The sequence below is a fragment of the uncultured Methanobrevibacter sp. genome (assembly GCF_937898925.1).
Classification (GTDB): domain Archaea; phylum Methanobacteriota; class Methanobacteria; order Methanobacteriales; family Methanobacteriaceae; genus Methanobrevibacter.
The window spans coordinates 1-14,308 of record NZ_CALDKF010000067.1 but is presented as its reverse complement, the minus strand read 5'-3'; the positions used below and the strand labels follow the sequence as shown (position 1 = coordinate 14,308).

Below are 14,308 nucleotides of genomic sequence, written 5' to 3'. Positions count from 1 at the left end.
ATATGAAATCAAGCCAAATCAAAGTCTCTGAAATTGGTGAGAAAGGCCTTATTGAAAGAATAATAGAAAAATCCAGAACATGTTCATCTTGTGGATTTGACAACAACACTGACCTTTCCAACTTTGCCACATCAATTGGAGACGATTCTGCACTTACAAATGTTGATATGGATGACAATAGCTATTTGGTCTCTTCTACAGACATGCTGATTCAATCAAGCCACTTCCCAAAAGGCATGACTTATTTTCAAATGGGATACAAGTCAGTAGTGGTCAATGTAAGCGACCTTGCTAGCATGGGTGCAGAAAACATAGGATTCCTATTGAACATAGCCATTCCAAAAGACATGCTGCTGGATGACTTTGATGATTTGATCTGTGGAGTCATCAGGGCTTGTGACAATTACAACATTCCTCTTATTGGTGGCGACACCAACGAGGCAAATGAGATAATAATTTCAGGAACAGCCATTGGCCAGGTTGACAAAAATAAGGCCTTGATGAAATACGGATTTGAAAAGGGAGACCTGGTTTGCATAAGCGATGAATTGGGATATGCCGCACTTGGCTTTGAATTGTTGGCCCTTAAGGAAAAAGACCTAAATCTCTATCAGGAAAAGATAGAAAAAATCAAGGAAATAGATTCAACAATCATTGATTTGGCTCTTCTAAAGGCATTAAAGCCAGAAGCGAAATATGATGAAGGCCATATTTTAAGAGAACATAACATAGCCAAAAATAGAATTTCTGCAACAGACATTACAGATGGTCTTGCAAGCGAATTTTATGAAATCTTGAATTCAGATAAAAAGTATTGTCATGACAGCAATTCATCAAATTCCTATACTAAAGGAATAAGAATCTATGAGGAAAAGCTTCCTGTAGAGGATGGATTCAAGGAAATAGCCAATATATTGGATTTAAGTTACCTTGACCTGTTCCTACATGTAGGTGAGGATTTTGAATTTCTGTTTACAATAAACGAAGAAATTAAGGATCAATTGTCAACAGAAATGAATTATTATGTTATAGGTGAAATCACTGACAATAATACAGTTGAAATAGTACTCTCAAATGGTCAGATTGAAAAAATAAGCTCAAGAGGTTATCAACATCTCAAATAGACAATGCTTAACCTTGTTTCATTAATAGAATTTATCCCATGTCATAAAATTTCTAACAAATCTATCAGGTGTTTTCATGATGAAGGAATCCAGCTTTTACACTAAACTATATGAAGATAATTCATCAGCTGAAAAAACAGTCCAATGCAATCTATGCGGTAGGATGTGCAGAATAGCTGATGGTGGTTTAGGGTTCTGCAAGACTCAAAAAAACATGGATGGAAAATTGTTTTCAATCAACTATCAGAGAATCGCTTCTTGCCACACTGATCCTATCGAAAAGAAGCCTCTCTATCACTTTTTGCCTGGTTCTTCAACATACTCAATAGGTGGTTTTGGGTGTAATTTCTCATGTTTGAACTGTCAGAACTATATGTTATCCATGAATTCTTATGATGAATTCAACTCAACTAAAATACTGCCAGAAAACATCGTTAAAAATGCCATTAATGACAATTGCCTATCGATTTCTTGGACCTATAATGAACCTACACTATACTTTGACTTCGCCCGTGAAACCTCTTTGATTTCACATAAGGAAAATCTTAAAAATGTATATGTTTCAAATGGCTATATGAGTGAAGAGTCCTTGAGCGAAACTTTAAAATTCATTGATGCATTCAACATTGACTTGAAGTTCTTTGATGACAATCTATATAGGGAAATATGTGGAGGCAAATTGGACATTGTACTTGACAATCTGCATGCCATTCATCAAAGCAAGTCACATTTGGAAATAACAACCTTACTGATCAATGACCTGAACACTGATGAGGATCACATAAGGTCAATCTGCAGTTTCGTATTGGATGAATTGGGAGAGGATGTTCCCATTCACTTTTCAAGGTTTTTCCCAATGCATAAGATGAGCGACAAGAGTCCTACAAAAATAGATTATCTCATAAGGGCTAAGGAAATAGCTGTTGATATGGGAATTGAATACGTTTATTTGGGAAACATGCCTGCTGACAACAATAGCTATTGCCCTAATTGCGGTGAGCTTCTCATTGCAAGGGAAAGGTATTGCAACAGAGATAAAAATAGAATAGAAAATGGCCATTGTGCCAATTGCGGCCATAAGTTGAATTTTGTTTTGAAATGATAAATAAAAAGAATGTTTTTTTATTTTTGATAGTAGCCATTATCGTTAGCTACTTTTTTGGAGATTGATTAATTGCCTTTAATCAATTCCACAACTTTTTTTGAAGCGGTTCCATCATCGAACTGATTGTATTTCTCATTGAATTTTCTGTACTTTTCACCAAACTCATCATTGTAGGCATTGACATCAAAATTCTTCAGTAGCTCAATCAATTCCTCATTTGTCTCGACTTTAGGTCCTGGCGCTTCTTCAAAAATGTCAAAATAGAATGACCTAACGTTTTTAGTGTAATCGTCAATGTCATAAGTGAAATAGATCATAGGCCTTTTCAATATGGCATAGTCGAACATGACAGATGAATAGTCTGTTATCATGATGTCTGAAATGAGGTAAAGTTCCTGAATGTCCCATTCCTCATCGCATTCTATAATGAAGTCATCGTATTTGCTCCAGTCAATGCTTTTGTCCTTTACCAAATAGTGGAACTTGACTATCAAGGTAAAGTCATCCTTGAAGTTTTCATGCAATGCATCAAAATCCATAGTGCTTGCAAACTTGTATTCCCCTGCCTTTGTGTACTGGTTGTCTCTCCAGGTTGGGGCATATAGGATCACTTTCCTGTCTTTTGGAATATTGAGCTTCTCCTTAATTTCCGCAATGTCTGATTCATTGTTCTTTTCAAACAAGACGTCATTTCTAGGATATCCTATTTCGAGCATTTCACCCTTGAAGTCAAATGCCTTTCTGAATATTTCGGAGGAGTATTCATTTTGTGAGAGAAGGTATTGCCACTCTCTTGTATTCCTTTTGAAGTCTTCACGATACCTTTCAACATCGGTATTTCCGCTCATGTCCAGTACATCCATATCCAATCCCAATTTCTTAAATGGGGTTCCATGCCATGTCTGGATGTATCGTGTATTCTTGTTTTTCCTTAGGTAATACAAATGCCTTGAGTCAAGGACCCAGACACCGCTTCTTAGAGTATAGAATAAGTATTTGAAAAAGGACCTTTTCACCTTGATTGCCTTTCCAGGAATTTCAATGTCTGTATTTGAAAGGGACCATACGCATTTGTACTCATCATCAAGGCCTTGATTTACCATCTCTTCGTAGATGTATCTTGGGCTTCCTGCATAATTGCGGCCACTGCTTGATTCAAATAGGATGACCTTTTCATTTGAAGGGATAATGTATGATTCCAATATGTAAACAGCTCTTACAGAGTATTTAGCAATATCCTTCATGATTTTTTTAAAGTTCACCATCATTATACCTTCTATTTGTTTTAAGTCTTCTATCCTTCCAATTCTTTTACAAGCTTTTGTGCATTTTCCCAATCCTTATGGTCATCTATTTCAGTCCATTTAAGGCCGTTTGTCAAGACAAAGTCTATGGTTTTGATTTCACTTAAGTCCTTGTATGCATAATCATAATAATTTTGAGGATCTTCTTGAATCAATTCCTCTAAAATCCTATTGAAAACAGGAATATCTTCAGCTATTACCTTAGAGACTCCTATGAATTCTCCAGTGGATGATGGGATATCCAACCCTTTTCCAATTGAATTGATCTTGCCGTTAGCCATTGTCTTGTCTTCATTGAATGATTCATCATCAATTATAAGCTTGAAAGATTCTTCATCAAGTTCCTTGAAGTTATCGATTATCATTCCTGTATTGTTTGAATCGGCTATTCTGGAAATTATTTCAGGGTCAACAACATTGTCTCCATTGATTAAGACAAAGTCATCCAGATCGTTTTCCTCAATGAAACTGCTTGCAATGTATGTTGATACGGAAGTGTTGGTGACATCGTATTTTTCGTTTGCAATGGCCTTTATTTCTATATCATACTTTTCAGCTATTTCAGGACATAAGTCAATGACTTTTTCCTTGTTGTAGCCAACTACCACTATGAATTTGCTTATTTCTGCATCGATGCAGTTTTTAATCATTCTTTCAAGCAAAGTGACTTCATTTATTTTCAATAATGTTTTTGGAATATCTTTAGTGAGGGGCATCAGTCTTGTACCCATTCCTGCTGATAATATAACACCTATCATTCTATCACATTTATAAACATAAATTTTTTGAATAATTCTATAATTTTCAATGACTAAATATTTTTCATTTTATCTGCCAATCTAACTGCAAGTCTTGATTTGTACTCTTCAATTTTCTTTTCTAATTTAATGTTTTTCTTTTTAAGTTTATCATTATTTTGTTTTAAAATTTTGTTTTTTTCAGTTAAATTAGTATTTTTGTTTGTTAGATTTTTATTCTTTTTTGTTAATTTTTTGTTTTTGTTTGTTAGATTTTTATTCTTTTTTGTTAATTTTTTGTTTTCTTTGATTAATGTTCTATTGGATATTTTTAATTCTTTCTTATCATTAGTTAATTCATATATTTCAATATTATTCTCATATAACTCATCAAATATATTATAGAAATCATTTGATACTAGAAACTTATTTCTAGTATTTACAAAGTATATTTTTGTATGTTGACTATAGAATTCATATCTTTTATTAAGTTCAATAATTTTAAATGTTCCATCTACTTTTATTTCCCATTTTCTTACGGGGGCATTTAAAATATCTACATATGGAATGGTAAACTTAATATTAAATTCATCATCATCTTCCTTTTCGGATTCAACTTGATAATAGATCTTTTCAAAACTTATTACATTTTCAAGAAACATATTATCTATTCTTTCATTTGAAACCCCATATAATTTAAAAATGCCATTATCAAATTCAATATCATGTATCTGCATATTTAAATTGTTAGTTGGGCGTATGTTCATGAAAAATAATCTGTTGGTTTCAATCCCAATTTCTACATCAAAATTTTCAAATTCTATTATTTCTCTTTTTGAATTTATTAAAAAAGATTCTTTTTTGAAATCGGCTGTTATATATTCTATCTTAATTTTCAAATGATCTTTTTCAAAAAGCAAATCGATAGGAATGATAATTTGTTTTAGTTTCTCTTCTGAAGTAACTTCATCGTCTATTTTTTCATAAACTTCTAAAGAATATTCATTGTTATTTCTGTCAACAAGTTTTGCTTTTGTTTCGTGAGGATAATTATAATTTAAATAATTTATTTTTTCATTAAAATTTATATAAATACTCTCGTCATCAAAAGTAATTTCTTCTCTTTTTACAATAAGTTTTTCATATTCTGCATCTTTTTTAAAATCTATGTATTTTATGTAGTCATCATCTAGACCATCTGGAATATGAGGATTTTTCATTAATTCTTTATATTTTTTTGAAAAATTTTTTAAACCGATATAATCCTTATTTTTAATCATTTTATACATAATTCTTTTTGCAGAATTTAAACTTTCCAACATTTCTGCTGGAATGATATTTAAAATTTTATTTATTTCCTCAAATATTTCCTGATAATATTTCTCATCATATTCATAAAAGATTCTTAAGTAAATATTCAAATCATAATTAATCCATCTAAAAAACAATTCATTTTTAATATCATCATTAAAATTTGCATTTTCAGCTATTTCGTAACATGAATTGATCATATTTATACGATCTTTAAAATTTTTTATATCACTATACTGTTGGGTAATTGAAAAATTAGAATTTTCTCTTTTCCTCCAATAATAGAAAATTTCTTTTGTCAATGAGATTTTTTCTGCAAGGCCATATGCCCCTAAAGCAAATATAACATCTTCATAATACTTTTTTTCTTTAATGAATTTCAAATGGTTTTTTTCTAAAAATTCTTTTTTATAAAGTTTATTTGTGACAAAGGTATCCCATATGAGTTCTGGCATATCCTCAAGCTTTGCGGAATCAATTGTACCTATGATGTTTTTAAAAGCATTATTGTAAATGTAACTATCAGTGATATTGTATCTTCTCATTCTAACGCCAAATAAACTAAGAAAATCTGAATTATTATTTTTAGCTATTTCATATGCCCTTTCATATGTAGTTGGCAAGACGTAATCATCAGAGTCTAAAAAATGGATATATTCCCCCTTTGCCAAATCAATACCTAAATTTCTTGCGATACCAGGACCTTCATTCTCTTTATGGTATGCATAAAAGTTTTCATAGTCTAGTGCATATTTCTCTATTATGTATCTAGAACCATCAAAACTACCATCATCAATCATTAAAATTTCCATATCTTTTATGATGGTTTGATTTAATAAAGAATTTAATGTATCTTCGATATATTCTTCAACATTATAAATAGGTATTATTACGGATATTTTAGGATTTCCCATTTTTTCACGTTTTCCTTGAAAGTTTATTGGTGTATTCCTCTTCCATTAATTATCTTTACAAATAATCAGCTTAAATTATTCTACATAATATTCTTGTTTTTTTATTTTCTGAATTTTTTTAAGCAATTTTTTATTTTTTTTCAATAATACATTTTCTATTAATGTATCTATATCAGGATTAATCGAATAAGTCATTCCTACTTTGGAATACTTTCTTAATGATGAAATTATAGGTTTCAATTTACTGTAAACTATATCTAATTCTTCTTCATCTTCCAAATTATATTTTAATAAAGTATCAGTTTTGTCTTTTGAATATTCTATAAATTTCACCTGATCATCAGTCATATTAACTAGATGCCATAGATCTTTAGTTGTTTTCCTTTCCCTATTATATTTACTTGCTTCTTCTGTAATTTCTTCTTCCAGTGCTTTAGCTTCTAAGATCAAATCATTGGATTCTTCAATGATGTCTTTATAACTAGTTTTTGTATCGATTATTACTCTAACACCATCTTTTTTAAATTTAATCTTTTTTTCTTTAAAATTTTTTCCAAAAATCTCACTGAAATATGTATCAGCAGATTTAGGTAATGATAATTTTATATTATCAACTTCGTATTTCTGTATTTCCTTTAATGATTCTGTAGTTATTTCTTTATTAATAATACGGACTTTTGAATATTTTTGAATATCTTCCCATTTGTCTATGAATATGTTCTTTTTAACTTCATTATAATAGCGTTTTCCTCCACCAGTTAATGAGTAAGGGATATTTAATACTTTTTGAGCTAATTTTTCTCTCCAAAATTTATTGCTTTCTATTCTTTTATTTAATTTTTGACGAAGTTTTCTTTCTTTCTTTAATTTTGGAGTCCATCCTTCAATTTTATTCCCATTTAAATCCATTGCTTTACGAATCGGATATATGCGTACTTGAATTCCATGATGAATTCTATTATCAATATTGACAACATTGAAGTAAGTGGTATTTTTATTTCCATATGAAACATAAAATGGATTATATTTAGGGCTATTAAAAATTCCTTCCACGTATCGATTGTTTTTGTATTCTTTTTCGATGATTTCACAAAATCTATCTATATCCCCTTGGGTCATTGCAACAGAAACATCTATAGGGCCATTTTTTATAGTGTGGTTAAGATAAGCATTTAACCCATTTTCGCCTGCTAAAACATAGTTTAAGTTATTTTTTAAACAAATTTCTTCAATTTCTTGAAGTAATTCTATTTGTATATCTGTTTTAGTTTTCATCTTCTAACCCCTCAATCAAGTCACGTTCAATATCGGTACGACTAATTCCCACTTCATCTTCAACTTTTTGCCAAATAATACCATTTCTAGTATTATAGATAGCTTTATTATAAAGGTTCATTGCTTCTTCTTTTTTACCACAATCTAATTTTGCTTTAGCTTGTATAGCCATTATTTCTCCATCAAAAGGATACAGTTCTAATGCTTTCCCACATAATTCATCAATTTCCTTATAATCCGCTTCGTTCATGGCTTTGTTTTCCATTACCCATATTTTTGCACGGTAGATATCTAGTAAATCAGAATATGATTCCTCATATTTTTCAATTAATTCTTCAACCAATCCAACATCCTTTTTATCGTAACGAGCTATAGATAATTCTCTACAGATATTTATAAGATTTTCAATTTCGATTAATTCATCATCAAGTGTTTCGCCTTGATCTTTATAGATTTTTAAATATCTATTTCCATCGAAATATTGCCCTTTTTCAATAAAGCATAATAATAATGTTTTCAGATTTCTTTTTGATATTGGGACAAATATATTATATTTTTTTACATCTCTCCTTAATTGCAAGTTGCAAAAATCATTAAATTCAACTAATATGCTTTCATAATCTTTTTCTTCTAATAAAGAACATAAATATTCTTCATTTTTGTTAAGATTTTTTACAATTTCTTTTGATTCAACATTTACATTAATTTTAGCAACCAAGTAATCTACTTTTCTACGTTTATAGAACATATTAGCGTTTCCATGTTTAAGAATTCTATATTTTTTCAATACTTCCTCACGATTGATTTTTTCTAAATAACGACTAGTGTATTCTTTAAAAGGCATGGATAAATTTGTAATTGGACTACGAACAACTTGATCTTCTACTTCTGGCACATACATCCAACTATCTCCATAAGCAATTCTTAACATGGTTTCAGCATATTTGCTTATAGGGAATTCTCTTCCTTCAAATAATCCAATCCTACTTTCTTCAAGGTGTTCTTTATTGTATGTATATATAACATTCCCCCAACGCATACAATATCTCTCAGATTCTTCAAGTGAATAATTTTGCAATTTATCTGATAGTTCTTGAAGAATTTTCTCATCTCCTTCCTTTTCAGCTCTTTCATAGTATTCTTGATATAATTTGTAATGCTCTTCCCATTCTTCTAAAGATAAATTTCTACACACTACAAAAAATGGAGATAATATTTCAGTGTAAACCCTCAACAAGTCTATAAATTCCTGTTGTTCTTCTTCGTCTTTAGGCATTGGATCCAAAATTAATAATTCTAGATGTTGACCACAAGCTTTTCCAGCTAATGATTGTGTTTTATAAATAGTTGTTGTTTCATTATTAACATATCTAGGTATAGGGTTACGATAATATTTTGTGTTTTCATGATAAACAAAGGATCTTCCTTCAGGCAAAACATTTTCTTCTGTTTCTAATACATTTCTTAACTTATTCCAATTGTCTCTAGTAATATATAAATCCATATCATCGTCCCATGGCAAGAAACGATGGTGTCTTACGGCTCCTAATGCAGTTCCTGCTGCTAAAAAATAAGTTATATCATATTTCTTACAAATATCATCAAATTCGGTTAATAAGTTAAACAGATTTTGTTGTAAAATGTTCATTCTATTCAAGTAAATTCTCTCCTTTATATAAAATATGATAATAAAATAAAATAAATTTTTCGATGGTTTCATCTTCTTTTTTTTAATGAAAATTTAATTGTTCATTTTATATTTGCTTTGCAACAGATTTCATAAATTTTTCATTTTATGAATAGTTTTATATTAAATTAATTAAAAAAATAGATATGAAGATTATGAGTGATGATTCAAATGATTATACCATGTAATGATGAAAATATTGAAACTGTTTTTGAATATATTGGTGAAGATTACGGGAAATGTTTATACATTTATATTGATTTAAAGAAATTTGGACTTGATGATGAAAATTTCAATGTTTGGATACAATGTGAAAATGAGGAGATATGTGCTATCATTAGTGAATATTATGGCGGTATCCAAATTTATAGTAAAGAACAAAATTTGATTACAGAAGAAATTGCATATTTCATAAAAGAAAAAGATACACATGTCCTCTTTGCAATTAAACCAATTATAGATAAACTCAAAGATTTTTTACCTGAGTATGAACAAGAAACTGGGACTGTTGGCGAGTTAATGGAATTAAAATATCCTTCAAATCCTAAAGCTTATTCAGCGCCACTGGATGAAATAGAAGAAATAGTTAGAATAGTTGCTGAAGATGAGGGTATTGGAAAACCTTATGGCTTTGAATCACTATTTGAACAATATATGGAAAGAAAAAAAGAAAGTTTCGGACGAAACTTTGTTTTACGTGATGATGAAAGCAATGAGATTATTTGTCATGCTGGAACATATGCTGAACTTCCAGAATTGGCAATTATAGGTGGTGTTATCACTTCTCCTAAATATAGGGGAAAAGGTTATTCTAAAGAAACATTATCTTCTCTTTGTAAGGAATTATTAGAAGAGAATAAAAGAATTTTTTCATTTTTCTATATTCCATCTGCAGAAAGGATGCACTATGGAGTAGGCTTTGAAAAAATCGAAGAATGGTCTAAATTGTCAAAAATCGATTGAAAATAGTTAAATTTATTTTTTTATTAATTTTTTAATTTTTAATATCTATTCAACAAAAAATTTTTTCTTAGAAATCTTTTCCATTTTATCAACTAAACTCTTCTTACCTTTCTTTATTAAGACTCTATTAATCAAATCATCAGCTTTAGGGTTAATAGAGAAGGTCATTCCTATTTTTGAATAATCTTGCAATGTTTCAATAATTGGGCTTAATTCTTTGTATAATTCTTCTAGCTCTTTATCATCATCAATGTTAAAATTTGATAAACGGTCAATATTTTTTTCGAAAAATTCAGTGAATTCAATTTCACTATTTGTCATTTTCACTAAATTCCATACATTATCAACAGCTATTTTTTCTCTATATACTTTTAATCTTCCCCACATAACTTCTTCACGAGTTGCTTTTGCTTCTTTGATAAGATCTTCTATCTCTTCAATAATTTCTTCATAACCAATTTCAGTATCAACAATTTCACGCATTTTCTGTCTTTTTGGAATGATTTTTATTTCTTTAAATTTTTCTCCGTATAATGCGCTGAAATAACTCTCAATATCTTTGAGAACTGATAATTTTATACCATCAAATTCAATCTTATCAATTTCTTTAAATAATTTGCTATCTAATTCATTTTTAATGATACTTACTCTAGAATATTTTTGAATATCTTCCCATTTATCAATAAAAGTATGGGTTTTTAATTCTTTATAATAACGTTTGCCTCCACCAGTTAAACTATAAGCACCATTCAAAATGTCAATTCCAGCCTTTCCAAACCAAAATTTTTTATTTTCAACGGTTTTACTCATAAATTTTCGCATTTCTCTTTCTTTTGACAATCTAGGTGTATAAGTTGTAATTCTTGTTCCATCTAATTGCACTGTTTTAAGAATAGGGTAAATTCGCACATTTATTCCATGATGTTTGTTTTTATTTCTAGCAAGCATGTCGATTTCAGTTGTATTTTTATTACCATAATTTACATATAATTCCAAAAAATTAGGATTATTAAAAATTCCTTCAACATAGCGATTATCTCTGGATTGGCTTTCTACAATTTCACAAAACCGATCTATATCCCCTTGTGTCATCGCAACGCTAACAATTCCATTATCTTGTTTTATTGAATGATTAATGTATGCATTTAATGCACTTATCCCAATAAAAATATATTTTAAGTTGTTTTGTGAGCAGATTTCATCTATTTCTTGAAGTAACTCTAATTGTATTTCTTGTTTGGTTTTCATTTTTACCCCTTTCCATATGATTTTCAGTAGTGCTATTCCTCACCATTAAGTTCTTTAATAAGCTCACGTTCAACATTCATACGACTATAACCGCATTCATCTTCAACTTTTTGCCAAATAATACCATTACGAGTATTTTCAACAGATTTTTTATAGAGTTTCATAGCTTCTTCTTTCTGGCCACATTCTAATTTTGCTTTAGCTTGTATAGCCATTATTTCCCCATCGAAGAAATAAGTTTTTAATACACTATTACATAATTCATCAATTTCTTTATAATCCTCTTCGGTCTTGGCTTTGTTTTCCATTACCCATATTTTAGCACGGTATATATCTAGTAAATCAGGATATGATTCTTCATATTTGTCAACCAATTTTTGGACTAATTCTAAATCCTTTTTATCGTATCTGGCTATAGACAATTCTCTACAGATTTCACAAATATTTTCAATTTCGTTAAATTCTTCCCCTAAATGTTTTTCTTGTGCTTTACGCACATTTAAATATTTATTTACTTCATAATATTGGCCTTGTTCAATCAAACCAAATAAGAATGTTTGAAGGTTCTTATCAGATATTGGAACCATAATATTGTATTTTCTTACATCACCAATAGATTGTAATCTAGCAAAATCTTCAAAATGTTCATTCAGACAGGTATAATCTTTATTTTCAAGTAAATCATACAAATAATCTTCTTTACCCTCAATTTTTTCCCTGATATGTATATAGCTTGCTTTAACTTTAGCTTTTGCAACTAACAAATCAACTTTTCTACGATTGTAAAATACCTCAGCATTGTTACGTTTGTTCCTCTTGTATTTCTTAAAGACTTTTTCACGATCAATCTTTTTAAGATAACGATTAGTATATTCCTCAAATGGGATATCATTTTTTAGACCATTGTGTGAAATCTGTTCATCATAAACTGGAATGTACATCCAACTGTCACCATAAGCGACTCTAAGTATTCCTTCAGTATAGTGACCTATAGGGAATTGTCCATCTTCAAATTTTCCAAAATCTCCTAATTCTTCAAAATGTTCTTTATTATAAATGTAATTTTTTATACCCCAATGCATGATATATTGATTACATTCTTCATGTGTATACTGGGTTAGTTCATCTTCCAGCTCTTTTAGAACCTTTTCTTCACCTTCCCTATCAACTCGTTTACAATATTTTTTATATAATTTGTAATGTTTTTGCCAGTCTTCAAGAGAGGTATTTTTGTTTACAATAAAATAAGGAGATAACAATTCAGTGTAAATGTGCAATTTTTCAAGATATCTTTCTTTTTCATCATCTCCAACTGGCAGAGGATCAAATATAAATAATTCTAGGTGTTGTCCACACGCTTTTCCTGTAAATGCTTGTGAAATATATATGTTGGTTGTTGTTGTATCAACATATCTAGGAAGGGGATTGCAATAATATGGGGTGTTTTCTTTATAGACGAATGAACGACCTTCAGGTAAAACATTTTTTTCTGTTTCTAAAATGTGTCTTAATTTATTCCAGTTTTCTCTTGTGATGTATAAATCAATATCATCGTCCCATGGCATAAAACTACGATTTCTAATAGCACCTAATGAAGCTCCCGCTGCTAGGAGGTATTTAATATCATATCTTTTACAAATCTCATCAAATTCAACTAATAACTGATATAGATTTTTTTGTAAATCATTCATTTTACTCAATTGAATTCTCTCCTATTTCATTTAAAAATTATATTTTTTAAAATTTCACCTTGTTTTCATGATTAAATTTAAAATTATTTTTTAATTATCTCTTCAATAGCTAAAATCAATTCTTCAGTATCTTCGATTGAATGATTACCTACATGAGCTACTCTAAACATTTTTTTAGCATTTTCTCCGCCACTTGGATTAACTGTAAATCCGTATTTATCAATTAATTCTCTATAAACTATATCTGCATTTTCATCGGGAAAGATAACAGGGGTAACAGCATTTGATAACGGATAACTTGGATAATCTAATCCAATTTCCTTTATTCTTTTTCTAAAGTATAGAGCTATTTTATTGGTATCTTTAATGACATTATCAATACCTTTCTTTTCAATGCGTTTAACCATATCTTCAAGCTCAATTATCACTCTTACAGCTGGAGTGAATGGTGTTTGGCCCCTTTCACCATTTTTCAAATAATCCTTAAAATCAAAGTAAAGGGATTTAGAGTCTATTACATCAATTCTATCCATCATTCTTTCACTAACTGCCACAATGGATAAACCGGGAGCTAAAGCTAATGCTTTTTGAGAACTTAATATAATTGCATCGATTCCATATTTATCCATATTTATTTCATCAGCTAAAAAAGCACTAATTGCATCTACCACAAATATTAAATCTTTTTCCTTACATAGTTCAGATAACATTTCAATATCATATAATTGGCCTATTGAAGTTTCATCTAAGTTTACCAGCAAACCGGTAAATTCCTCTTCACCGATAACATCATCAATCATTTCTCTTGTTAAAGTTTCATTTTCTACTTTGACAGATTTATAAGGAATTTCGTGAACTTCACAAATTTGAGTGAAGCGATGGCCAAAGGATCCCCCATCTATAACAATTAAATTATCTTCTTTAGTAAAACAGTTCATGATAACTGCTT

11 protein-coding genes are annotated in these 14,308 nt (G+C 29.7%); 3 read left to right on the top strand and 8 right to left on the bottom strand.

The genetic code is table 11. The features are described from left to right. The first annotated feature begins 2 nt into the window (after positions 1-2). Positions 3-1,124 carry a thiamine-phosphate kinase gene (thiL, locus tag Q0409_RS05340; protein WP_298535853.1) on the top strand — a complete coding sequence of 374 codons (1,122 nt, stop codon included), beginning with the start codon at positions 3-5 and terminating at the stop codon, positions 1,122-1,124. Positions 1,125-1,200: 76 nt separating this feature from the next. After that, on the top strand, positions 1,201-2,226 hold the full coding sequence (amrS, locus tag Q0409_RS05335) for an AmmeMemoRadiSam system radical SAM enzyme (protein ID WP_298535851.1): 1,026 nt from the start codon (positions 1,201-1,203) through the stop codon (positions 2,224-2,226). A 68-nt stretch (positions 2,227-2,294) separates the two neighbouring features. Here amrS and Q0409_RS05330 read toward each other — a convergent pair whose 3' ends face one another. From Q0409_RS05330 to Q0409_RS05310, 5 genes are all read right to left on the bottom strand, one after another. After that, on the bottom strand, positions 2,295-3,566 hold the full coding sequence (locus Q0409_RS05330; protein WP_298535849.1) for a CDP-glycerol glycerophosphotransferase family protein: 1,272 nt from the start codon (positions 3,564-3,566) through the stop codon (positions 2,295-2,297). Continuing rightward, positions 3,524-4,291, bottom strand: a complete 768-nt coding sequence (locus Q0409_RS05325) for a phosphocholine cytidylyltransferase family protein (RefSeq protein WP_298535847.1) — start codon at positions 4,289-4,291, stop codon at positions 3,524-3,526. Before Q0409_RS05325 ends, Q0409_RS05330 begins: the two co-directional genes overlap by 43 nt. Positions 4,292-4,344: 53 nt before the next feature. Then, positions 4,345-6,495 (bottom strand): glycosyltransferase, encoded by a 2,151-nt coding sequence (locus Q0409_RS05320; RefSeq protein WP_298535845.1) that lies wholly within the window; start codon positions 6,493-6,495, stop codon positions 4,345-4,347. A 75-nt stretch (positions 6,496-6,570) separates the two neighbouring features. Then, complete coding sequence (locus Q0409_RS05315) at positions 6,571-7,770, bottom strand: hypothetical protein (protein ID WP_298535843.1); 1,200 nt, start codon at positions 7,768-7,770, stop codon at positions 6,571-6,573. After that, positions 7,760-9,418, bottom strand: a complete 1,659-nt coding sequence (locus Q0409_RS05310) for a phosphorylcholine transferase LicD (protein WP_298535924.1) — start codon at positions 9,416-9,418, stop codon at positions 7,760-7,762. The genes Q0409_RS05315 and Q0409_RS05310 overlap by 11 nt, the downstream gene beginning before the upstream one ends. A gap of 210 nt (positions 9,419-9,628) precedes the next feature. Here Q0409_RS05310 and Q0409_RS05305 point away from each other — a divergent pair, with 210 nt between their 5' ends. Next, positions 9,629-10,420 carry a GNAT family N-acetyltransferase gene (locus Q0409_RS05305; RefSeq protein WP_298535841.1) on the top strand — a complete coding sequence of 264 codons (792 nt, stop codon included), beginning with the start codon at positions 9,629-9,631 and terminating at the stop codon, positions 10,418-10,420. A gap of 45 nt (positions 10,421-10,465) precedes the next feature. Here the strand turns inward: Q0409_RS05305 and Q0409_RS05300 are convergent, their stop codons facing one another. The 3 genes from Q0409_RS05300 to Q0409_RS05290 form a co-directional block, all read right to left on the bottom strand. Next, positions 10,466-11,668, bottom strand: coding sequence for a hypothetical protein (locus tag Q0409_RS05300; protein WP_298535839.1), 1,203 nt, complete (start codon positions 11,666-11,668; stop codon positions 10,466-10,468). A gap of 32 nt (positions 11,669-11,700) precedes the next feature. Next, a complete protein-coding gene (locus Q0409_RS05295; RefSeq protein WP_298535837.1) occupies positions 11,701-13,359 on the bottom strand; it encodes a phosphorylcholine transferase LicD in 1,659 nt (552 codons plus the stop codon). A gap of 83 nt (positions 13,360-13,442) precedes the next feature. Next, the coding region (locus Q0409_RS05290) for an alanine--glyoxylate aminotransferase family protein (RefSeq protein ID WP_298535835.1) at positions 13,443-14,308 on the bottom strand (866 nt) is incomplete at its 5' end.